Raw genomic sequence first — 23,060 nt, 5'->3', positions numbered from 1 at the left:
CATTTATTTCTATTGTAGAGATATTAGTGTAAGGCAAATATTCTACGCTCTATTTCGATTGTCTATATGTTGCAAAGGCCTGCCTTATCTTTTATGATTATTACAGAAGGGAATTACACTATTAAATGATTCTTAATTTGATTAAACGTTATCCTGAGCAGGTTCTGCTTTTCGTCTACAATGCAGGAATTTTTACTTGGCTCAAAACAAGTGGCCAGTCTATTATAGACCAACTTGGTGTTTCAGCGGACTGGTTAGAAAAAATTCCATCTCCTATCCGTTTCTTAGCAGGTAGCAGTCTTGCTGGAATGGAATCACTCTTACATTCTTCAGCTTGGGGCTGGTTGATTGTATCAATGATTTTATTGGTGCTTATCCGCTTTGTCAAAGGTGTAATAAAGTTTATCCTCATGCTGATTATCATAGGAGGGGGTCTCTATTTACTTTGGCAAAACAAGGAGTTACTTAGTGGTTTAGGTTGATGGGACAAAATGGATGAAGACAGTAGCTGAAAAGTTACTGTTTTTTTGTGAATTGAAAAAGGAATACCAATACCTCACAAAATTATGGTACAATATCTCTATGATTATTCTAAGCGGAAACAAGATCGCACGCTCCTTTGCGGGTGAAGTTTTATTTAATAATATCAATATTCAAGTGGATGAAAGGGACCGGATTGCTCTTGTTGGTAAAAATGGTGCGGGAAAGTCTACTCTATTGAAAATTCTTGTAGGAGAAGAAGCAGCGACTAGTGGTGAGATTTCGACCAAGCGTAGTCTTTCTCTTTCATATCTGGCACAGGATAGTCGCTTTAAGTCGGAAAATACAATCTATGATGAAATGCTCCACGTTTTTGATGATGTGCGGATGATTGAAAAACGCCTGCGTGACATGGAAGAACAAATGGGGAGCCTATCTGGTAGTGACTTAGACCAGCTCATGAAGACTTACGATAGCTTGTCTGAGGAATTTCGTCTGGCTGGCGGTTTCAACTATGAGGCTGATATTCGTGCTATTTTGAATGGATTCAAGTTCGACCAAGCCATGTGGAATATGAAAATTTCTGAGTTGTCTGGTGGTCAAAACACTCGGTTAGCTTTGGCGAAAATGCTCTTGGAGAGCCCAGAACTCTTGGTATTAGACGAGCCAACTAATCATCTGGATATTGAGACTATTGCTTGGCTAGAAAATTATTTGCTTCACTATAAGGGAGCAATCATCATTGTTAGCCATGATCGCTATTTTTTGGATAAAGTAGCAACGATTACTCTTGATCTAACGAAACATTCCTTAGATCGTTATGTGGGCAATTACTCACAGTTTGTCGAATTAAAAGAACAAAAATTACAGACAGAGCTACAAAACTACGAAAAGCAGCAAAAGGAGATTGCAAAGCTAGAAGATTTTGTCCAAAAAAATATCGTCCGTGCTTCAACTACCAAGCGTGCCCAAGCCAGACGCAAGCAGTTGGAAAAGATGGATCGCTTGGATAAGCCAATGCTAGGTAGGAAATCTGCTACCATGACCTTTCAATCGGATAAGCCTTCGGGTAACATTGTCTTGACAGTTGAGGAGGCAGCAGTGGGCTATGATGGAGTTGTCCTTTCCCAACCAATCTCTATTGATCAACGCAAACTAGATGCCATTGCTATTGTTGGACCAAATGGTATAGGTAAAACAACCTTACTCAAATCTATTGTGGGATCCATTCCGTTCATAAAAGGAGATGCTAAGCTTGGTGCTAATGTTGAGTTGGGCTACTATGACCAAACACAGGCTGCTCTAACGCCATCTAACACCATCCTCGAAGAGCTTTGGTCAGCCTTTCCGACCTTGCCGGAAGTGGATATTCGTAATCGTCTTGGTGCTTTCCTCTTTTCAGGAGATGATGTCAAAAAGTCGGTTTCCATGCTTTCTGGTGGTGAAAAAGCTCGGTTACTTCTTGCTAAACTTTCTATGGAAAATAATAATTTTCTCGTGCTGGATGAGCCAACGAACCATTTAGACATTGACAGTAAAGAAGTCTTGGAGAATGCCCTCATTGAGTTCGATGGTACACTACTCTTTGTCAGCCATGATCGTTATTTTATCAACCGCATTGCCACCAAAGTCTTGGAGATTTCAGAAACAGGCTCCATGCTCTACTTGGGCGACTATGATTATTACTTAGAGAAAAAGGCAGAGCTAGAAGCAGAAAATCAGTCTGTACAAATAGAAACGACTAGCCAATCTGTCGGAGCTATGGACTACCAAGCTCAAAAGGAAAATCAGAAAGAACAACGCAAATTAGCACGCCGTGTAGAACAAATCGAGGCGGAAATTGATACCATCGAAAACCGCTTGAATGAGCTCAATCAAGCTATGTTAGAAACCAATGACCTTGGTCAGTTGACCGATTACCAAAAGGAAATCGACCAACTGACTCATCAACAAGAAAATCTTATGGAAGAATGGGCAGTCCTAGTGGAGTAGATGTATGATAATTAACAGTAAAGAGCCGGATCCTAAATTACGCTGGGATAGTATCAGTAAGGTTATTCGTCAAAAATTGGCTCGGTATGCTGAAGAAAACCCGACTGCTGTTAAGTGCAAATTAGTTTGCTTTGACAGAAAAGAGACTTACAGAAAAGTTCTGTTCGGCATTGATGCTGATTTTGATAAATTATTTTGGATAGAAAGTGCAAATAAAGCTATTTCTAAATGGTCCTATGGGTATGAGATTGACTTAGAAAATGTTGATACAATAAACTCAGAATTTATTCTTGATGTTTATTTCGGATAAGATGCAAATGAAAGTGGAACTCTATGATGAAACACCAACGTTTTACAAATAGCGATCAATTTTTTGCCTGCCCATACTGTAGGCAGGTTCTTGGTCTTGATCAAAATAGCCTACGCTGTTCAAATCGACATACCTTTGATATTGCCAAACAGGGGTATGTCAACCTAGCACCTCAGGTTAAACAGTCTGCTAATTATCATAAATCTAACTTTGAAAACCGCCAATCTTTTTTGGAACAAGGATATTATGATCATCTCTATCAGGTTCTTGAAGGGAAAATAGCTGAGTTGCGCTTACAATCAGTCTTAGACATCGGCTGTGGGGAAGGATTTTATTCTCGTAAGTTGGCTCAGAAAATGAACTTGGATATTCTTGCTTTTGATATTTCTAAGGATTCCGTCTTGTTGGCAGCACGCACAGATAGTACAAAGGCAGTCAAATGGTTTGTCGGGGATTTGACCAAGTTACCTATACAAGATAAGACTATTGATGGGATTTTGGATATTTTTTCTCCCGCCAATTATCAGGAATTTACCAGAGTACTTAAAGAAGGTGGAACTGTTTTCAAACTGGTTCCGGGTCCAAACCATCTCAAGGAGCTTCGCCATTTAGCCCAAAAACAGTTACGCAAGGAGTCTTATGACAACCGTGAGATTGTGGATTATTTCAAGTCATACATGGGGCAGATTGAGGAGATTTTAGTCAGTCGCACGTTGCCAATCAGTCAAGCCCATGCTCAAGTGTTGGCAGATATGACGCCACTCTTTTTTCAAGTGGATCAGTCCCAGCTAGATCTCAGCCAGTTGAAGGAAATTACCATTGAAGGTTTGCTCTTAGTGGGAAAAATAGAGACATTGAGTTCTAATAACTAGGTATATTGAAAAACGTCCAAAGCTGGTTAAACTTTGGACGTTTTTGGGTAATGTTTTTCTCGAATGATAAGATTGTAGTAAATAAACCTTCAGCCCAGCTTTTCTGGCTGCCTCTTTATTAAGCAGTTACACTGATTGAAAATAAAACTCTGATAATAGATTGTTTATTCTATACGAATTCTTTCAACCAATCAGAAATAGAGCCATCAATTGTATGAGAAGTATCAGACTTAGGTTCCTCCTTTACAAGATCATTGATTGTCCGAGAAATATCTTTATGTCCATTCTGGGCAGAATTATCAACTGTATGAGAAGTATTAGGGGTATGTTGATCCTGTGGTGATGAAGGAGACGGTGTTTCAGACTCACTTTTGGCTATGTCAGGAATAGTAGTTTCTCCAATGGATTGGTTGTTTGGATGAACTACGGTATCTTGTTTGTCCCCTGTTTTATCAGGCTTGTTTGAATCTTTAGAAACAGGAGGTGTTACCTCTTTTGTTGCCTCTATGTGGTTTGGCTCTTTCTGAGGACTATCTTTCTTATCAAAATCAATATTATAGGTGGTATCTGCTAAGGCAGGAGTATCCCACGCAGAATCTGGAATAACAGGTTTCCTATAATCTCTTCTATAGCCGTTTTCTGGTTTTAAAACAGGTGGAAAAATCCCAGCTTGTTCCAGTGTTAACCCTTTTCTGACTAGGTAGACAACTGTTTTACTGGTTCCTAGACGTGTTTGCAATTGCCCACCCTCTGTGGCTTTAAAGGCAACTGCGACATAGTGCTTGGGATCATGCCAATAATAGTTAGGATGTCTGCTTGGGTCATTTATATCTGTTGGATTTTCGGGATTAGCTGCAATATAAGGTCCTAAATGAGGTGCTGTTGAACCAAAGGCAGCCAAGCTAATTGTTAAGCTAACGGGGTCATTCTCCCCTTTTCCACCGGTAATAACATTTCTAAATTCAATAAATTCATACCCATTATTTGGGACAGGTTCCGGAGCAATCAATCCTTGTTCCTTAGCTTGTTTCCAAGTCAAATCTGATTTTACGAAATAGGTAAATCCTCCTTGGATGCGATCGTTTAATTTAAGTCGGCCATTAAATATTGTAGTATATTTGACAGAAACATAGTTGGATAAATCAATATTAGATACATCATCAGCTGGAGTATAGATATTCTTGGTTGGTTTTTCTTTTACTTTAGTAAATTTTACGTGGAAGTACTGGTGCTCTCTAGGCATTTTTCCATGCGATGGCAGTTCAGCATTCCACCCTTTAAAGGTACTGCCTTCATGTTTGACAGCGTCTGGACGTTGAATGTGTAAGTCTTCCCAATTTAAGTCCTTACGGATCAAGTAGTAAACTCTTTTATTCTTTTTACCATTAACGACTAAGTCACCATATTCGCTATTTGTGCTAAATGTTAATAAGATAAAGTTTTTAATATTTTTAATACCGCTTGGCTTGTATTTTTGATAGACACCATTGCGTGTTAAATTCTCCATAAGTCCTTCTGTATAAAAAGGTCCATGAACTAATTGTTCTTCAACTTCAAGATTCGTTGTTTCTGTTTTTACATCACGCTCAGGGTCGTCTGGTAAATTAGGATCAATCTTATAGATATGTGCATGATCTCCATGCTTAACAGACATATAATTACCATCAACGGTAATATTTTCGCGAGGAACTTTAAAACGCTCCATGTATTCTTTGATAAGGCGCTCTTTACGTTCCTCAATGGTTTCACCCTCGATCTGCTTAATCGGCTCATCTGGATTCGTAAATGGTTTATTCACGTCAATTTCTGATAAACTTATTGAGTGACTATGATCTCCGTGAGGGTAATTGAGAACTACTGAACCATCCTCAGTTTTATCTACTTTCACAGCCTCAACCGATATTCCCAATGACTTAGCTAAATGTTCTCGTTTAGCAGCTATTTCTGCTGATAGATCATGTGTCTGAGGGACTGATGGTAGCGGTTTTTCATCAATCTGTGGTGATGGTGAAGGGATAAGATTTTCCCAAGCCGTCCCTTTTAAGCTGTCATAAGTGACTAGATGAGTGTGTTCTCCGTGAGAGACACGCAAACCATAAGTTGTTCTGCCGACAATACCAGTTCCATCAAAGAGAAAGCCATCGCTGGTTGGAAAATGAATTCCTGCTATACCTGCTTCTGTACGTTCTGTACTAGGTCCTGCTTGATTTTGCAAGCGCTGAAACTGTTGCTGAGCACTGGCTCTGAGATCCGTTGATAAACTTGATTTCAAAATATAATGATAATGGTCACCATGTCTTACTGTATATCCGTTGGCATCTTCAGCGACAATATCTGCCGTATTGAACACATAGTGATGTCCTTGAGCCGAAGATGTTCCTTGATGCGCAGCACTTGAGTCTAGCGGACTAGTAGGTGAGACCATTCTAGCTTCCTGAGGAATTAGGTAAGACCATTTTGTCCCTTTCAAATCTGAATAAAAAAGAAAATGCGAGTGTCCACCATGAGCGACCACAATTCCTGTATCTGTTCTAGCTTGGATTTGTGATTCATTTTCTAAGAGGAAGCCATCATCGGTTGGAAAATCGATTCCTGCAACTTTTTTGCGAGTATCTGTTTCTTTTTTTACAGATGTAGAGCGTGGTTCTTTTATTTTTTGCTCAATTTTATCTGTTTTTTCCATAGATTGTTTAGGTGATTGGTGTACGGCAAAATATAGACCTCCTGCTAAAACAATTCCTGTTCCTGCTAAGGCCAAGAGTCTAGTCTTTTTTGTCATTCTTTACTCCTTGATATTATACTTAACTAGTTAATTATATATCATTTTAGATATTCCTGCAAGCCATATGAGTAACTGTGTATCAAATTTTTAACAGAAGGTGTTCCTTCTAACTGTTCTTTATTTTTCTGAGTTGTCAAATGGGGTGAGCTTGTCGTAGTGCAAGGCATAGGTATGGTGTTAGTAGGTAGGTGTAGAATCAATCTGATTTACTGTGCAAGTATTTATTGAAAAAACGTCCAAAGTTTAAACTTTAGACGTTTTTGGGAATGTTTCCTCATCAAGTAACAATCTTAAAAGATAGATGATCCATGTTTCGGAAACTAGTTGTGGTGCTTGGTCATCTCTAGTTGTCAAATGACAGATTGAAAAGATCTACAAGAACTGTTTAATTTGCGCAAAGCATGAGTTTGTTTTTCCTGAAATCTCATCTCTCAAACTCTGCCTTGCTCTTCACATCGCTGTATTCTTCTGCAACTTCTTTACTGAGAATGTCTACGTAGTTTGCAAGTGGAATAGCTTGTCCGTATTTTTTCCGAAGGGCTGTTGTGACCAAGCGATAAGCTAGATTGGCATTACGTGAGAGTATGGGACCGTGAAAATAGCTGCCAAAGGTGTTTTTGTAGTGCATTCCTTCGCCGCCATCTTCCTTATTGTTACCATTTCCATAGATAACCCTACCCAGTGGTTTTTGGTCATCCGCTAGAAAAGTGCGCCCTTGATGGTTTTCAAATCCATAGTAGGTTTCATCAAATTCATCATTATGGATTTTGATGTCGCCAATATAGCGATTATTAGTCTGATTGAGAGTGTAGTGTCCCAAAATTCCCAAGCCCTCAATTTTACGTCCACTAGCCTCGATATAGTATTGTCCGAGTAATTGGAAACCACCGCAGATAGCTAACATAACGCCTTCGTTTTCGATGAAATCTGCTAGACTTTCTTTCTTGGTTGGTAAATCCTTGGCTAGAACAGATTGCTCATAGTCTTGACCACCACCGAAAAAGACAATATCATAGAATTCTTTATCAAAGCCATCTTTCAGAGAGACGATGTCAACCTGAACACGAGCTCCTAGCTTTTCTGCTACATATTTGAGCATAAGGATATTGCCATTATCACCGTAAGTATTCATCAAGTCTCCGTAGAGATGAGCAATATAGAGCTTGTAAGGATAGTCTCTATCGGGACTTTTTAATGAAGTATAAACCATTATTTCATTTCCTTTCCAACAGCTTGGCGCTGGGCTAGTAAGTCACGGAATTCCAACATGGCAGTGTAGGTCGCTAGTATGTAAGCATGTTGACTGCTGGAGTGTTCAATCAAGTTGATGATGTCTTCCAATTTTGACTTCTCAACAATCTGATTTTCTGGATAACCAGTGACGCGAAGACGGCGAGCAATCTCTGAAGAACGAACTCCGCCTGCAAAAATTTGAGGAATCTTCATCTGTGAAATCTGCTCAAAATCGGCATCCCATATCCAGCTAGTATCAATACCATCAGCATAATGAGCATTGAGAAGAACAGACAAGCTAAATTCATAAGGAGCTAACTTTATCATCTCCATAGCCTGAGTTGCACCGACCGGATTCTTAATGAGGACGAGGGTACAGTCCTTGTTGCCTAGTTTGAAGGTCTCTTGACGACCAAAAACCGCCTTACTCTTGTCAAAGCCAGCTTTAATTTTCTCAGATGGAACCCCAAAGAACTCTGCGACACTGACTGCTGCAAGAGCGTTGTAAATATTGTAGAGACCACCGATATTGATTCTATAGTCTTGATCATCAATAACAAAGGAAGAAGAAGTATTGGTGATTTCTTTGAGCTTGGTCAGCTTATAATCTAATTCAGGTCTGCTAAATTCACAATTGCTACAAGTATAGCTTCCAAGATTTGCATAGGTATTGAGCTTATACCGAATAATTTGATGGCAATGTGGACAGAGTACGCCTTCGGTATTGTAATGGGCCAAGCGAGGCTCATGTTCTTCTGTCGCAAAACCGTAGTATTTGACTGGATTGATGATTGTCGTTGAGTTGAAAAGCGGACTGTCACCGTTAGCTAAAATAGTGGCGGTTGGTACCTTTGCAGCTCCATCTAAGATCATCTGGTAAGTCGTATAAATCTCACCGTAACGATCCATCTGATCGCGGAAGATATTAGTGAATACAATCAGGCTTGGCTTGATAAAGTCAGTCACTCTTGTAAGACTGGCTTCATCAATTTCCAACACAGCAATTTTTTTGCCATTTTTATTTTTGGGGGCAGACAAAAAGGTAGCCGTAATCCCTGTAATCATATTGGCTCCACTGGTGTTAGTGGTAATTTCCCCAAAAGCCTCCTGAAGAATACCGACTGTTAGCGCAGTTGTTAAAGTTTTACCATTTGTGCCAGTGATAACAACGATTTCATAATCCTTTGCCAAACTGTTTAGAATATCTTTATCGAATGCAAGAGCAATTTTTCCTGGCAAGGTTGTTCCACGACCGAGTTTACTTAAAACAAATTGGGAAGTTTTTCCTGCTATCATCCCTAGTAATGTATTTATTTTCATGGACTTATTTTAACACAAAGCCTTTTGATTTTCTATAATAGAGTATGCAGATCTTCGACATATTTTCGCAGTAAATCTGTAATCTTTTTAATGGGATGGTCATGGTTTTCTAAAGAATATAGGAAAAAATATGGTATAATGGAGTCGTTACTATGTATGAGTTAGAAAGTATGAGAACGATATGTTAAACTTTAACCAGTTATTAGATGCGGGGTATTGGTCGAGTCTGATTGTTAGTCCATGGACCGCCTTACTTCACTTAATTGATATTGGCATTGTTGTTTATTTAATTTATAATTTTAGTAAGGCTATTGCAGGCACTAAAATTATGACCTTGATTCGTGGGGTTTTTCTGTTTATCATTGCTCAGATTGTGGCTAGTTTATTTGGCTTGCAGACTATTGCTTGGTTGATGAATCAAGTCATAACTTACGGAGTTATTGCGGCAGTTGTTATTTTTGCACCAGAGTTGCGCGCTATGTTGGAAAAGCTTGGCCGTACAACTCAGATTTTTACCGCAAATACTGTGAGTGCAGAAGAGAAGTTAATTGATGCCATTCTCAAGTCGGTGGCCTATATGTCACCGCGGAAAATCGGAGCACTTGTAGCAGTTGAACGAGCACGAACCTTGCAAGAATACAGGGCGACAGGAATCCCTCTAAATGCGGATGTGTCACGGGAATTACTGATTAACATTTTCATTCCCAATACACCGCTTCACGATGGTGCTGTTATCGTTAAAGAAGATAAGGTAGCAGTTGCTTGTGCCTATTTGCCGTTGTCAGAAAGTGCAGGAATCTCAAAGGAGTTTGGTACTCGCCATCGTGCAGCTATCGGCTTGTCTGAAGTCTCAGATGCCTTTGTCTTTATCGTTTCGGAAGAGACAGGGAGCATCTCAATTGCTCACAATGGAGTCTTCAAGCATGATTTGACGCTTGAAGAATTTGAAGCTGAATTGCGCTCCACTTTTATTTCTGAACATGCAGACAAACAGCCTATTTGGAAACGATTGGGAGGAAGCAAACATGCACGATAAATTTAAGGCGGTCGGCCACTTAGTCTTATCAGTTTTTCTAGCTTTGTTGCTCTTTTTCTATGCAACAACTACCAACTATAAAACATCAGAATCATCAGCAAAAAATAAAGAATCAGAAACCTATGTGCATACCTTGAATAACGTGCCGATTGAGATAGATTACGATACGAGCAAGTATTTTATTTCAGGCTTTTCATCAACAGTAGCAGTTGAGTTGCGTGGCTCCAATCGCGTTCTGTTGCAGCGAGAATCTGCAGAATTGACTCGAACTTTTCAAGTTATTGCAAATCTAAAGAAGGTAAGCGCTGGAACGCAGACAGTTAAACTCCAATTAGCCAATTTGCCAGCAGGAGTGAGTGCGACTTTAGCGCCTGATACCATCACTGTCAAGATTGGTAAACGAGTGAGCAAGGCTTTTCCAGTTGAAGGACGAGTCTACAGCAATCAGTTGGCAGAAGGCTATAGTCTGTCCAAGGTTTCTGTTAATTTAGATACGGTCAAGGTGACGACTGATGAGGAGACCATGGCTAAGATTGACCGTATTGAAGCCGTAGCCATGGATGTTAGCAACTTGTCTGAGGACTATAGTGGGGTTGCTAAGTTGCGCGCAGTTGATGCAGATGGTAATGTCTTGCCGGTTGTTCTTTCACAAACAGAAGTTAATATGCAAGTTGCACTTACAAAAACAAAATAAGGGGTTAAGAAATAAGATGGGTAAATATTTTGGTACAGATGGTGTTCGAGGAGAAGCGAACATTGAATTAACGCCGGAATTGGCGTTTAAATTAGGACGTTTCGGTGGTTATGTACTTAGCCAGCATGAGACGGAAGTCCCTCGCGTTTTTGTAGCGCGTGATACACGGATTTCAGGGCAGATGTTGGAAGCTGCTTTGATTGCCGGTCTCCTATCAGTAGGAATTCATGTTTATAGGTTGGGTGTTTTGGCAACACCAGGTGTTGCCCACTTGGTAAAAACAGAGAAAGCCAGTGCAGGAGTTATGATTTCTGCCAGCCACAATCCAGCTCAGGATAATGGCATTAAGTTTTTTGCCAGTGATGGTTTCAAATTGGATGATGCTTTGGAAGCGGAGATTGAAGGGCTTCTTGATGCAGAAGAAGATACTCTTCCACGCCCATCTGCTCAAGGGTTAGGGGATGTAGTAGAATACCCAGAAGGTTTGCGCAAGTATCAACAATTCCTTGTATCAGCGGGTATAGAATTGGAAGGAATGAAGGTTGCACTTGATACGGCAAATGGTGCTGCCTCAACCTCTGCTCGTCAGGTTTTTGCAGACTTGGGCGCAGATTTAACTGTCATGGCTGAAAATCCAGATGGACTCAACATTAACGAAGGTGTCGGTTCAACACATCCGGAGCAGCTTCAAAAATTAGTCAGGGAAACGGGAAGTCGAATCGGTCTTGCCTTTGACGGAGATAGTGACCGTTTGATTGCAGTTGATGAGAATGGAGATCTAGTAGATGGCGATCGCATCATGTATATCATTGGCAAGTACCTTGCTGATAGAGGGCTTTTGGCTAAAAATACGATTGTGACAACGGTCATGTCCAATCTTGGTTTCCATAAGGCTTTAGATCGTGAAGGGATTGAAAAAGCTGTGACCGCAGTTGGCGACCGTTATGTGGTAGAAGAAATGCGTAAGGAAGGTTACAATGTTGGTGGTGAGCAGTCGGGACATGTCATCCTTATGGATTACAACACCACAGGTGACGGACAGCTAACCGCTGTGCAATTAACAAAAATTATGCAAGAAACAGGCAAAACATTGTCAGAATTAGCAGCAGAAGTAACTATCTATCCACAAAAATTAGTCAATATCCGTGTGGAAAATAGCATGAAGGATAAGTCGATGGAAGTGCCTGCTATTGCAGCTATTATTGAGAAAATGGAAGCTGAAATGGCAGGAAATGGACGCATTTTAGTCCGTCCGAGTGGTACTGAGCCACTCTTGCGAGTCATGGCAGAAGCACCAACGGATGCCGAGGTTGATTACTATGTTAATACAATTGCAGATGTGGTGCGTGCAGAAATTGGCTTGGACTAATGTTTGTCAAGAATTGATAGCTGAATCTGTCAACTTGTTTTGATATACGAATGTATTGGCTCGTTACTGCTTTTCATTGAGTAACATAGAATTAAACTGGAGTCTTAGACTCCAGTTCTTTGGTGTTTTAGAGGAGATAAAATGAGTATTTTAGAAGTGAAGAATTTGAGTCACGGTTTTGGTGATCGAGCAATTTTTGAAAATGTATCCTTCCGTCTGTTAAAGGGAGAGCATATTGGACTTGTCGGTGCCAATGGAGAAGGGAAATCAACCTTTATGTCCATCGTGACAGGACAGCTGCAACCAGATGAAGGTAAGGTGGAATGGTCTCGCTACGTGACAGCGGGTTACTTGGATCAACACGCTAAATTGGAGAAAGGACAAACGGTCCGTGATGTTTTGCGAACTGCCTTTGATGAACTATTTAAGACAGAAGCCCGTATCAATGATATTTATCTATCCATGGCAGAAGAAGGAGCAGATATAGATGACCTCATGGAAGAGGTAGGTGAATTGCAAGACCGTTTGGAAAGTCGTGACTTTTATATTTTGGATGCTAAAATTGATGAGGTGGCGCGTGCTCTTGGTGTGATGGATTATGGTATGGATACAGATGTGACTGAGTTGTCTGGTGGACAACGAACCAAGGTTCTTCTAGCGAAGTTGCTTTTGGAAAAACCGGACATCTTGCTGCTTGATGAGCCGACTAACTATCTGGATGCAGAGCACATCGACTGGCTCAAGCGTTACTTGCAAAACTATGAAAATGCCTTTGTCTTGATTTCACATGATATTCCATTCTTGAATGATGTGATTAACATTGTCTACCATGTTGAAAATCAACTCCTGACTCGTTATACAGGGGATTACTACCAATTTCAAGAAGTTCATGCGATGAAACGAGCTCAGTTGGAAGCTGCCTATGAACGTCAACAAAAAGAAATTGCAGACTTACAAGACTTTGTAAATCGAAACAAGGCTCGTGTTGCAACTCGGAATATGGCCATGTCTCGTCAGAAGAAATTGGACAAGATGGAGATCATCGAGCTTCAAGCTGAAAAACCGAAACCAAACTTTGATTTCAAGATGGCTCGTACACCAAGTCGCTTTATTTTCCAGACGACAGATTTGGCAATCGGCTATGATCGTGTCCTAAATAGCAAGCCGCTCAATTTGACCTTTGAACGCAATCAGAAGATTGCTATTATTGGTGCCAATGGTATCGGGAAATCCACTCTTCTCAAGAGTTTACTGGGAATTATCTCACCACTAGGTGGTTCAGTTGAGCGCGGTGAGTACCTTGAACTTGGCTATTTTGAACAAGAAGTAGCAGGAGGAAACCGACAGACACCGTTGGAAGCTGTCTGGGATGCCTTCCCAGCTCTCAATCAGGCAGAAGTTCGTGCGGCTCTCGCCCGTTGCGGTCTGACCTCTAAGCATATCGAAAGTCAAATTCAAGTTCTTTCAGGTGGTGAGCAGGCTAAGGTTCGCTTTTGCCTGTTGATGAACCGAGAAAACAATGTCCTAGTCCTTGATGAGCCGACCAACCACCTAGATGTGGATGCCAAGGACGAACTCAAACGGGCTCTTCAGGATTACAAAGGATCTATCCTCATGGTTTGTCATGAACCTGACTTTTATCAAGATTGGGTGGACGATATTTGGGATTTTAATGTATTAACCTAGCAGAGAAAGTCACGGGAAGGTGGCTTTTTTGCTAGCGAATGCTATAATAAGCATAGTAAGGAATGTAAAATAAATGAATAATAAAAAAGATGAGGTTGTATTTGCTCAAACTTCGTTAGAAGAACATAAGATGAGTGATTACGTAAGTTACAACCAAGACCGTTGGGATCGGATTTCTAGTAAGCAAGGAAACAGCTACACAGTACCTATTAGTCATGAAGAGTTCCTAAGAGTAAAAAACAGTTTCTTAGAAGTTTCTTTAACAGTTGGGAAAATGGTACCGCTAGAATGGTTTGAAAAAGCCCGAGGTAAAAAGCTATTGGGGTTGGCCTGTGGTGGTGGACAACAGGGACCTATTTTTGCTGCGCATGGCTATAACACAACGATTATGGACTTTTCACAAGAGCAGTTAGCCAAAGATAGGCTAGTTGCAGAGCGAGAAAATATAGATTTACAAGCGGTCCAAGCAGATATGACGAATCCCTTTCCTTTTGAAGATGAGAGTTTTGATATTATTTTCTGCCCAGTGTCTAACGTCTACATTGAAGATTTAACAAATATGTGGCAGGAGTCCTATAGAGTCTTGAAAAAAGGTGGTTTGCTGATGGTCGGTTATATGAATCCATGGATCTATGTGTTTGATGGTGATGATGTATGGGATGACCTAGACAAACCTTTAGAGCCTAAATATAGCTTACCTTTCAACTCACGAAGATTGGAGGCGGCAGGCGAACTGGCGATTAATCCCAAATATGGCTATGAATTTAGTCACACACTGGAGGAGCAAATAGGTGGTCAACTCAAGGCAGGTTTTGCTATGATTGATTTCTATGAATCCAAAGATAGTCGTAATCGCTTGACACAATTTGGCACAGACTATCTTGCCAATTTATCCATAAAAAGATAGAGGTTGAGGTGCTTAGCAACCTCATCTTTGCTTTTTCTATGAAATCTCTTTCAATTATGATAGAATGGACTTACTTTAATACTAAAAGGAGAAATCATGACAGTGAATTTTAGAACAGAAGTAGACAAACGAAAAGACGAGTTTATGGCAGACTTGTTTGATCTTTTGCGCATCAATTCTGAGCGTGACGATAGTCAAGCAGATGCAAAACATCCATTTGGTCCTGGCCCAGTTCATGCCTTGAATAAATTCCTTGAAATTGCAGACCGTGATGGTTATCCAACAACGAATGTAGACAATTATGCAGGGCATTTTGAATTTGGTGAAGGAGATGAAGTTCTCGGAATCTTTGGACACTTAGATGTGGTACCTGCTGGTAGTGGTTGGGATACAGACCCTTACGAACCTCAAATTATTGATGGAAAACTCTTTGCCCGCGGTTCTTCTGATGATAAGGGGCCGACCATGGCTTGCTATTATGGTTTGAAAATCATCAAAGAATTAGGTTTGCCAACTTCTAAGAAAGTTCGTTTTATTGTGGGTACTGATGAAGAGTCAGGTTGGGCGGACATGGATTATTACTTTGAGCATGTGGGACTGCCTTTGCCAGACTTTGGATTCTCACCTGATGCTGAGTTTCCGATTATCAATGGTGAGAAAGGGAACATCACAGCTTATCTGCATTTTACTGGAGAAAATAGCGGAGCTGCTAGATTGCATAGCTTTGCAGGCGGTTTACGTGAGAATATGGTGCCTGAGTCTGCAACAGCTATTATTTCTGGAGACTTGACCGATTTAGATAGTAAACTTGCAGCTTTTGTAGAAGAATACGGTCTAAAAGCTGACGCAGAAGCTCTTGATAACGGCAGGGTGCAAGTAACTGTCATCGGAAAATCAGCCCACGGTTCAACCCCAGAAGAAGGTGTCAACGGAGCAACTTATTTGGCTAAGTTCCTCGGACAGTTTGCCTTTGATGGAGCTGCGAAAGCTTATCTGGAATTGGCAGGTGATACTCTTCTAGAAGATCATGAAGCAAAGAAACTTGGTGTAGCTATTTCCGATGAGCAAATGGGTGCTCTTTCCATGAATGCGGGTGTTTTCAAGTTTGATGAGGCTTCATCTGACAATACCATTGCCCTCAATTTCCGTTATCCTAAAAATACCAATCCTGAAACCATTAAGGCTGGTTTGGAAAAACTAGGGGTAGAGGCTGTTAGCCTTTCTGAGCAGGGACATACACCACACTATTGCCCGATTGATGATCCAATGGTTGCGACCCTCCTATCTGTCTATGAAAAACATACAGGACTAAAAGGTTACGAACAAGTTATCGGTGGTGGAACATTTGGACGCTTGCTCAAACGTGGTGTTGCCTACGGTGCTATGTTCCCTGGTGATGTGAACACGATGCATCAAGCCAATGAGTTTATCGAAGTAGAGCAACTCTATCGTGCGGCTGCTATTTATGCAGAAGCTATTTATGAGTTAATCAAGTAAACGACATAGACGGGTTCGCCCGTCTTTTTTGAAAACTGTGTATTGTTATAGAATTGATAGGAAAGGTTTTTGGCTTTTTATCAAACGTTTTACATTGTTTTAGATTATTTTGATTAACTGGATTAAAAAGACTGTCTTTGTTACTTAGCCATTGCTACATCGCTGGCAGGTAGGGCTAGAGTAGATTGCTTTTAAAAAATTGTAAAGATGTTGTTAAAAAACAAATAATATGATATAATTGTATGTATATTGTTAATAGATTTTTTCTTATCTTTGTTCATCGAAGGAGGTGTTCTGATGAGAAAATGGAAAAATAATATTATCGGTTATTTAATAATCTTGATTATAAGCTTTTCTTTTGCTCCCAAGTTGGTCAGTGCCGATCTGATTCCTGAAAAACCGATTGATACTACAGTAGTTGATGAGACAAAACTACTGTCTACAGAAACCATCGCAACGATTGATCAACTCAATCGAAGTTGGGCGGCAACCGAACAACGCTTGCAGGTTGGTGTCTATATGAAAGAGCAGCTGTCAAGTGATATTGAAAGTTTAGCTAATGAAACCTTTCGACGTTGGCAGATTGGATTTTCTGGGACAAACAATGGCATTTTGCTGGTTATTGCTATAGCTGATAGGGCATTTCGTATAGAGACATCAGACAATGCCGCTATAGTTTTGCCAGATATTGTGGCAAAGAAGATTCTGGACAATGCTAGGGAATTTTTTCGTCAGAAAGATTATAACGGTGGGGTGTCCTATATTGTTCAGTCCATCGGTGATCGATTTTATGGAACGAGTGACGCTAAAAATCAACTAGCAGCTTTGGAGAAACACAATAGCTCGGAGGGCGATGGCTTTAGCATCTTTCTAGTTGTCATTTTCGTGGCCATCATTTTGTTTGTCATAGATAAATCTGGCCGTGGTGGTGGTGGAACTGGAAGTCTCCTTTGGATGTTAGTAAATGACCATCAGCATTATAGAAATAATCACTCTTCTAGCTCATCATCCTCTGACTTCGGAGGAGGCTGGTCTGGAGGGGGTGGTGGCGGTGGCGGCGCTTCCTCAGGCTGGTAGTTCTATTTGGTACACACCACTTGGTATGAAACATATTAGCAAAATCAAGTCAATAGCTGACGGATGTATGAATGATAATGAGAGGGTTTGAAATGAATAAAAAATGGTTGATTATCCTTATTCCAGTTTTAGCTTTGCTATTTTTGGGAATGGGAGCGATCGGACAGTACAATGGTCTGGTAGATAGTTATGCAGAGGTAGAAAATGCCCAAGCAAATGTGAATACCCAATTGCAACGGCGGTATGATTTGATTCCCAATGTGGTTTCTGCTGTTAAAGGAGCCATGAAACATGAAGAAAAGATTTTTATAGCCATTGCAGATGCTCGGGCCAAAATTGGTTCCAGTAAACAGGGATCAGCAGAATACAATCAGGCTCAAGGTCAGTTGGATTCCGCTGTATCAAGACTTTTGGTGGTGGCGGAAAACTATCCGCAACTAACTGCCAATCAGCAGGTATCTAATTTAATTACTGAGCTTGAAGGGACAGAAAATCGACTCTTGGTAGCTCGTAAGGATTATAATGCAGTAGCAACAACGTATAATAAAAAAATCAGACGTTTTCCAACTTCGATCTATGCCAATATATTTGGTTATAAAAAAGTTGAACTATTTCAAGCAAGCAATGATGCTACAACTACAGTACCAAGTGTTGATTTAGGGGATAAGGAATAAAGGAAACTAAGATAGCTGATGAAAAGAAAAATAAGCAAGTTGATGGCTTGCTTATTTTTTCATGGATGGGGGAGGTTGGTTATTGAAAATGGATCTACTCGATGATTTCTAACGGTCTCTGTTTTTTTAAATATCTAATGGCTTTAATTGGCTATTGATCAATTAAAAGTGATGTGATACTTTTTATTTTCCGAGGCAGAATTGACTAAAGAGTTGGGTGATGAGTTCATCCGGAGCAGCATCACCTGTAATTTCTCCTAAAATTTGCCAACAACGGGTTAAATCAACTTGCAGTAGGTCAACAGGCATTCCCATCTCTAATCCATCGTTGACAGCTTGTAGGCTTTGAACAGCCTGTTCTATGAGGGAAATGTGGCGAGAATTAGATAGATAAGTGGCATCTTGTTCCACCAAACCTGCATTTTCAAAGAAGAGCTGGTTGATTTTTTCTTCGATTTGAGTGATATTCTGATTCTTTAAAACCGAGATGCGAATGACATCATTTGGTAATTGATCTGCTTCGATTTTTTCCTCTAGATCTGTCTTGTTGAGCAGAATGATGCGATTAGCTAGGTTAGAGATGGCTAACAGCTTTCTATCTTGCTCGGTGAGCGGCTCGGCTGCATTAAGAACAAGGAGGATGAGGTCGGCTTCTTCAAGGGCTTTTTTGGAACGTTCGACTCCAATTCGTTCAACAATGTCATCTGTTTCACGGATACCTGCTGTGTCAATTAGCTTGAGGGGAACACCGTTGATATTCACATATTCCTCGATGATGTCACGCGTTGTTCCTTCGATATTGGTTACGATGGCTTTTTCTTCGCGCAGGAGATTGTTGAGTAGACTAGATTTACCAACATTGGGTCGGCCAATAATAGCAGTAGCAATTCCTTCGCGTAAAATTTTTCCCCGACGGGCAGTACTGAGAAGTTGCTCCAACAGCATCTGGAATTGGAGAGTCTTTTCACGGATTAGCTCTGTAGTTGCTTCTTCAACATCATCATACTCAGGATAGTCAATATTCACCTCGACTTGAGCCAAGGTATTTAGAATTTCTTGACGAGTATCGTTGATAAGTTGAGAGAGCGAGCCATCCAACTGGCGAACTGCATTGTACATAGCCTTGTCAGTTTTGGCTCGAATCACGTCCATGACAGCTTCTGCTTGTGTTAAATCAACTCGACCATTTAGGAAGGCTCTCTTGGTAAATTCACCCGGTTCAGCCATTCTAGCTCCTTGTCGAATGAGGAGTTGAAGGATTTCGTTTGTTATAGCAATTCCACCATGGGTATTGATTTCAATGACATCTTCACGTGTAAAGGTACGTGGCGAACGCATGACTCCAAGCATAACTTCGTCTAGTACCTGACCATTGGCTGGATCAATAATATGCCCATAGTTTAACGTGTGGCTAGGAACTGTCGCCAGATCCTTACCTTTAAAAACCTTGCTTGCAATCGTAAAAGCATCTGTTCCAGACAGGCGAACAATACCGATGGCTCCCTCACCTAGTGGGGTAGAAATAGCAGCGATAGTATCAAATTCTTTGGTAATCATCATAGGTTGGTTCTTTCTAGTTGATATAGCATTTATAGTTTAACATGGAAGGCAAAAAAAATCACCTCTGAGAGATAAAAAACCTAATATAGATATCGAAAATACTCTATAAAAGTTGTAAAATAATTATGAGATATACAAAAAGAAGGTAGGTGCTATATGTCAAACGGTAAAATTTTAGGATTAGATATTGGTATAGCTTCTGTTGGGGTTGGAATCATTGAGGCACAGACTGGAGAAGTTGTTCATGCTAGCTCTCGGATTTTTCCTTCAGCAAATGCAGCTAATAATGCAGAGCGGAGAGATTTTCGTAAAAGCCGTCGCCTAGTGAGGAGGAAGAAACATAGAATAAAAAGATTGGAAGATTTATTTGCGACTTACCAAGTGGAGTTGAAGGGAGAATTATCGTCCGAAAATCCTTATATTCTCCGTGTAAAGGGACTTTCCCCAAAATTGACAGTTGATGAATTGTATGTCGCACTAAAAAATATCATGAAACGTAGAGGAATTTCCTACCTAGATGATGCAGAAGCAGATAGTGAAGCTGGGCAAACAGACTACGCAAAAGCTATTGAGAGAAATAGAAAGTTGCTAGATAATAAGACGCCAGGGGAGATTCAGTTGGACCGTTTGGAGAAATACGGTCAGCTACGTGGAAACTTCACAATAATAGATGATGAAGGGCAGCCGCAACAAATTATCAATGTATTTTCTACTTCTGATTATGCAAAAGAAGTCAAACAAATTTTAGAATGTCAGAAGGCATACCACACTTTTATTTCAGACGATTTCTGTGATAACATGCTTCATTTACTTACTGGAAAGAGAAAATATTATATTGGACCAGGAAATGAAAAATCTAGGACAGATTATGGTGTTTATCGAACAGATGGAACAACTTTGGAAAATTTATTTGGTATTTTGATTGGAAAATGTACCTTTTATGAAGACCAATACCGTTCCTCAAAGGCTTCTTATACGGCACAGGAATTCAATTTTTTAAATGATTTAAATAATTTAACCGTTCCCACTGAGACTAAAAAATTAAGTCAGGATCAGAAGGAATGTTTAGTTGAGTATGCAAAACATACTACTACATTAGGTGCAAAGAAAGTATTGCAACAGGTAGCAAAGCTCGTTGGCTGTGAGGTTGATGACATAAAAGGCTATCGTTTAGATAATAAAGATAAGCCAGATATGCATACATTTGAAGTTTTTCGAGCAATGAAGGGACTTGTACCACTGGTAGATATTGAAGACTTATCACGTGAGCAATTAGATGTACTGGCAGATATATTGACTCTTAATACAGATTTTGAAGGAATTCAAGAAGCGTTAGATAGACAACTACCAGACTTATTCAATCATGAACAAGTTAAGGAGTTGGCAAGTTTCCGAAAAGCAAAAAGTCAATTATTTGCAAGAGGTTGGCACAGTCTTTCTCAAAAAATGATGCTGGAACTCATTCCAGAGTTGTATGCTACATCTGAGGAGCAGATGACAATTCTGACTCGACTAGGCAAGTTTCAGAAGAATGATGAAGAAAAAGGAAATACCAACACTATCAAGGTTGATGAAGTGGTGGAAGAAATTTATAACCCGGTTGTCGCCAAGTCTATTCGTCAGACGATTAAGATTATCAATGCAGCTACGAAAAAGTGGGGTGAATTTGATCAAATTGTGATAGAAATGCCTCGTGATCGCAATGAAGATGAGGAAAAGAAACGCATTGCAGATGGGCAAAAAGCAAATGCAAAAGAGAAAGTAGATTCCATAAAAAGAGCTGCAGAGCTTTACTGTAACGGTAAAGAATTGCCAGATCATCTCTATCATGGACACAAGCAGCTTGCAACAAAAATTCGATTGTGGTATCAGCAGGGAGAAAGATGTATTTATACGGGACAACCAATTTCAATACATGATTTGATACACAACCAGAATCAGTATGAAATTGATCACATTCTGCCGCTTTCTCTCACTTTTGATGATAGTTTATCAAATAAGGTTTTAGTTCTTGCAACAGCCAATCAAGAAAAAGGGCAACGGACGCCTTATCGCTATCTTCAAAGTACGACAGCAGCATGGTCCTATCGTGAGTTCAAGGATTATGTCAATAAGTGTAGAGGGCTTGGGAAGAAGAAACGTGAATACCTGATATTTGAGGAAGATATTGATGTTTTTGAAGTAAAGAGCAAGTTTATTCAACGTAATTTAGTAGATACTCGCTACGCTTCCAGAGTCATATTAAATGCTTTGCAAGACTATTATAAAACTTCAGGAAAATCAACTAAGGTTTCAGTTGTTCGAGGGCAATTCACTTCGCAATTGCGCCGAAAATGGGGAATTGAAAAGACGCGAGAAACCTATCATCATCATGCTATAGATGCATTGATTATTGCAGCGTCTAGTCAGTTAAAGCTTTGGAAGAAACAGGAAAATCCTCTTCTTATAGATTACCAAAAGGGACAACAAATTGATTTAGAAACCGGTGAAATATTAGAGTTGACGGATGAACAATACAAAGAACTTGTTTATCAACCACCTTATCAAGGGTTTGTACGTACAATTTCTAGTCCAGGTTTTGAAGATGAGATTTTGTTCTCTTATCAAATAGATTCAAAAGTGAATCGTAAACTTTCTGATGCGACAATCTATGCAACCCGTAAAGCTCAGCTTGGAAAAGATAAAGTAGAGGAGACCTACGTTCTTGGAAAAATCAAGGATATTTATACGCAGGCTGGATATGAGGCTTTTTCAAGACGCTATCATAAAGATAAAACATCCTTCCTAATGTATCAAAAAGATCCTGACACTTGGGAAAAAGTTATTGAGATTATTTTACGTGATTATCGAGAATTTGATGATAAGGGTAAGGAAGTAGGAAATCCATTTGAGCGGTATTACAAGGAAAATGGCTATATCAAGAAATACAGTCGAAAAGGAAATGGACCAGCAATAAAATCTTTGAAGTATTATGATAATAAACTTGGAAATCATATCAATATCACTCCTGAAAATAGTCGCAATGCGGTTGTATTGCAGTCACTAAAACCTTGGAGAACGGATGTTTACTTTAATCTTGAGAGTGGAAAATATGAGCTGTTAGGTCTTAAATATTCTGATTTATCTTTTAAAAAAGGTACAGGAGAATATGGTATAAGTCAGAAAAAATATGATTCATTAAAAAAAGAAGAAGGAGTTGACAAGTGTTCTAAGTTTAAGTTTACTCTTTACAAACAGGATTTGCTATTTATTAAGGATATAAGAAATGGTACTGACAAAATATTTCGTTTTTCTTCAAAAAATGATACTAATAAACACTATATGGAATTAAAACCATTTGAAAAGAGTAAATTTTGTGCAGACGAACAGTTGCTACCAATTTTAGGAACAGTTGCTAAAAGTGGTCAATGTATAAAGGGACTTAACAAATCAGATATATCTCTTTACAAGATTCGAACAGATGTATTGGGGTTTAAATACTTTATAAAACAAGAGGGAGATCAACCTCAGTTAAATTTTAAAAATAAGTAAAAAAGGGGTTGCATTTTTTAAGTAAAAAGTGTAAACTTAG

General features: G+C 39.7%; 17 protein-coding genes. 13 read left to right on the top strand and 4 right to left on the bottom strand.

Going from position 1 to position 23,060, the window contains the following annotated elements:
- The first annotated feature begins 125 nt into the window (after positions 1 to 125).
- The 4 genes from SR187_RS06395 (at position 126) to SR187_RS06380 (ending at position 3,654) form a co-directional block, all read left to right on the top strand.
- The gene (locus SR187_RS06395; protein WP_120171890.1) at positions 126 to 482 is read left to right on the top strand and encodes a hypothetical protein; all 357 of its coding nucleotides are present in this window, start codon (positions 126 to 128) and stop codon (positions 480 to 482) included.
- Between the two features lie 100 nt (positions 483 to 582).
- Positions 583 to 2,472 (top strand): ribosomal protection-like ABC-F family protein, encoded by a 1,890-nt coding sequence (abc-f, locus tag SR187_RS06390; RefSeq protein ID WP_120172487.1) that lies wholly within the window; start codon positions 583 to 585, stop codon positions 2,470 to 2,472.
- A gap of 4 nt (positions 2,473 to 2,476) precedes the next feature.
- Positions 2,477 to 2,782 carry a hypothetical protein gene (locus SR187_RS06385; RefSeq protein ID WP_120171889.1) on the top strand — a complete coding sequence of 102 codons (306 nt, stop codon included), beginning with the start codon at positions 2,477 to 2,479 and terminating at the stop codon, positions 2,780 to 2,782.
- A 23-nt stretch (positions 2,783 to 2,805) separates the two neighbouring features.
- Positions 2,806 to 3,654: a putative RNA methyltransferase gene (locus SR187_RS06380; RefSeq protein ID WP_120171888.1), complete on the top strand. Its 849-nt coding sequence runs from the start codon at positions 2,806 to 2,808 to the stop codon at positions 3,652 to 3,654.
- Positions 3,655 to 3,823: 169 nt separating this feature from the next.
- Here the strand turns inward: SR187_RS06380 and SR187_RS06375 are convergent, their stop codons facing one another.
- From SR187_RS06375 to murT, 3 genes are all read right to left on the bottom strand, one after another.
- Entirely contained in the window at positions 3,824 to 6,433 is a 2,610-nt protein-coding gene (locus tag SR187_RS06375) for a pneumococcal-type histidine triad protein (RefSeq protein WP_120171887.1), read from the bottom strand.
- Between the two features lie 427 nt (positions 6,434 to 6,860).
- Entirely contained in the window at positions 6,861 to 7,646 is a 786-nt protein-coding gene (gene gatD / locus SR187_RS06370; protein WP_120171886.1) for a lipid II isoglutaminyl synthase subunit GatD, read from the bottom strand.
- A complete protein-coding gene (murT, locus tag SR187_RS06365) occupies positions 7,646 to 8,989 on the bottom strand; it encodes a lipid II isoglutaminyl synthase subunit MurT (protein ID WP_120171885.1) in 1,344 nt (447 codons plus the stop codon). The genes gatD and murT overlap by 1 nt, the downstream gene beginning before the upstream one ends.
- A 181-nt stretch (positions 8,990 to 9,170) precedes the next feature.
- On the opposite strand from murT, the gene cdaA reads away from it, so the two are divergent.
- From cdaA to SR187_RS06325, 8 genes are all read left to right on the top strand, one after another.
- A complete protein-coding gene (gene cdaA, locus SR187_RS06360; RefSeq protein ID WP_024531931.1) occupies positions 9,171 to 10,025 on the top strand; it encodes a diadenylate cyclase CdaA in 855 nt (284 codons plus the stop codon).
- Complete coding sequence (locus SR187_RS06355) at positions 10,015 to 10,719, top strand: CdaR family protein (RefSeq protein WP_024531932.1); 705 nt, start codon at positions 10,015 to 10,017, stop codon at positions 10,717 to 10,719. Before cdaA ends, SR187_RS06355 begins: the two co-directional genes overlap by 11 nt.
- A gap of 16 nt (positions 10,720 to 10,735) precedes the next feature.
- Complete coding sequence (gene glmM / locus SR187_RS06350; RefSeq protein ID WP_024531933.1) at positions 10,736 to 12,088, top strand: phosphoglucosamine mutase; 1,353 nt, start codon at positions 10,736 to 10,738, stop codon at positions 12,086 to 12,088.
- 141 nt (positions 12,089 to 12,229) lie between these two features.
- Positions 12,230 to 13,774 carry an ABC-F family ATP-binding cassette domain-containing protein gene (locus tag SR187_RS06345; protein ID WP_120171884.1) on the top strand — a complete coding sequence of 515 codons (1,545 nt, stop codon included), beginning with the start codon at positions 12,230 to 12,232 and terminating at the stop codon, positions 13,772 to 13,774.
- 130 nt (positions 13,775 to 13,904) lie between these two features.
- On the top strand, positions 13,905 to 14,681 hold the full coding sequence (locus tag SR187_RS06340; protein WP_120172486.1) for a class I SAM-dependent methyltransferase: 777 nt from the start codon (positions 13,905 to 13,907) through the stop codon (positions 14,679 to 14,681).
- A gap of 96 nt (positions 14,682 to 14,777) precedes the next feature.
- Complete coding sequence (gene pepV, locus SR187_RS06335; RefSeq protein WP_120171883.1) at positions 14,778 to 16,178, top strand: dipeptidase PepV; 1,401 nt, start codon at positions 14,778 to 14,780, stop codon at positions 16,176 to 16,178.
- Between the two features lie 297 nt (positions 16,179 to 16,475).
- On the top strand, positions 16,476 to 17,255 hold the full coding sequence (locus tag SR187_RS06330; RefSeq protein WP_120171882.1) for a TPM domain-containing protein: 780 nt from the start codon (positions 16,476 to 16,478) through the stop codon (positions 17,253 to 17,255).
- 92 nt (positions 17,256 to 17,347) lie between these two features.
- Positions 17,348 to 17,929: a LemA family protein gene (locus SR187_RS06325; RefSeq protein ID WP_120171881.1), complete on the top strand. Its 582-nt coding sequence runs from the start codon at positions 17,348 to 17,350 to the stop codon at positions 17,927 to 17,929.
- A 183-nt stretch (positions 17,930 to 18,112) separates the two neighbouring features.
- Here SR187_RS06325 and mnmE read toward each other — a convergent pair whose 3' ends face one another.
- The gene (gene mnmE, locus SR187_RS06320; protein WP_024531939.1) at positions 18,113 to 19,486 is read right to left on the bottom strand and encodes a tRNA uridine-5-carboxymethylaminomethyl(34) synthesis GTPase MnmE; all 1,374 of its coding nucleotides are present in this window, start codon (positions 19,484 to 19,486) and stop codon (positions 18,113 to 18,115) included.
- A 159-nt stretch (positions 19,487 to 19,645) separates the two neighbouring features.
- Here mnmE and cas9 point away from each other — a divergent pair, with 159 nt between their 5' ends.
- Positions 19,646 to 23,020 carry a type II CRISPR RNA-guided endonuclease Cas9 gene (gene cas9, locus SR187_RS06315; RefSeq protein WP_120171880.1) on the top strand — a complete coding sequence of 1,125 codons (3,375 nt, stop codon included), beginning with the start codon at positions 19,646 to 19,648 and terminating at the stop codon, positions 23,018 to 23,020.
- Positions 23,021 to 23,060: the final 40 nt, after the last annotated feature.

Origin of the sequence: Streptococcus ruminantium (assembly GCF_003609975.1) — a bacterium.
GTDB lineage: Bacteria > Bacillota > Bacilli > Lactobacillales > Streptococcaceae > Streptococcus > Streptococcus ruminantium.
This window is presented reverse-complemented; position numbering and strand designations above follow the sequence as displayed.

Coding starts and splice junctions, on each gene's coding strand:
- mnmE (WP_024531939.1), bottom strand. CDS start 19,486: ATGATTACCAAAGAATTTGATACTATCGCTGCTATTTCTACCCCACTA.
- gatD (WP_120171886.1), bottom strand. CDS start 7,646: ATGGTTTATACTTCATTAAAAAGTCCCGATAGAGACTATCCTTACAAG.
- glmM (WP_024531933.1), top strand. CDS start 10,736: ATGGGTAAATATTTTGGTACAGATGGTGTTCGAGGAGAAGCGAACATT.
- SR187_RS06375 (WP_120171887.1), bottom strand. CDS start 6,433: ATGACAAAAAAGACTAGACTCTTGGCCTTAGCAGGAACAGGAATTGTT.
- SR187_RS06325 (WP_120171881.1), top strand. CDS start 17,348: ATGAATAAAAAATGGTTGATTATCCTTATTCCAGTTTTAGCTTTGCTA.
- SR187_RS06340 (WP_120172486.1), top strand. CDS start 13,905: ATGAGTGATTACGTAAGTTACAACCAAGACCGTTGGGATCGGATTTCT.
- SR187_RS06385 (WP_120171889.1), top strand. CDS start 2,477: ATGATAATTAACAGTAAAGAGCCGGATCCTAAATTACGCTGGGATAGT.
- SR187_RS06395 (WP_120171890.1), top strand. CDS start 126: ATGATTCTTAATTTGATTAAACGTTATCCTGAGCAGGTTCTGCTTTTC.
- murT (WP_120171885.1), bottom strand. CDS start 8,989: ATGAAAATAAATACATTACTAGGGATGATAGCAGGAAAAACTTCCCAA.
- SR187_RS06380 (WP_120171888.1), top strand. CDS start 2,806: ATGATGAAACACCAACGTTTTACAAATAGCGATCAATTTTTTGCCTGC.
- abc-f (WP_120172487.1), top strand. CDS start 583: ATGATTATTCTAAGCGGAAACAAGATCGCACGCTCCTTTGCGGGTGAA.
- SR187_RS06345 (WP_120171884.1), top strand. CDS start 12,230: ATGAGTATTTTAGAAGTGAAGAATTTGAGTCACGGTTTTGGTGATCGA.
- cdaA (WP_024531931.1), top strand. CDS start 9,171: ATGTTAAACTTTAACCAGTTATTAGATGCGGGGTATTGGTCGAGTCTG.
- cas9 (WP_120171880.1), top strand. CDS start 19,646: ATGTCAAACGGTAAAATTTTAGGATTAGATATTGGTATAGCTTCTGTT.
- pepV (WP_120171883.1), top strand. CDS start 14,778: ATGACAGTGAATTTTAGAACAGAAGTAGACAAACGAAAAGACGAGTTT.
- SR187_RS06355 (WP_024531932.1), top strand. CDS start 10,015: ATGCACGATAAATTTAAGGCGGTCGGCCACTTAGTCTTATCAGTTTTT.
- SR187_RS06330 (WP_120171882.1), top strand. CDS start 16,476: ATGAGAAAATGGAAAAATAATATTATCGGTTATTTAATAATCTTGATT.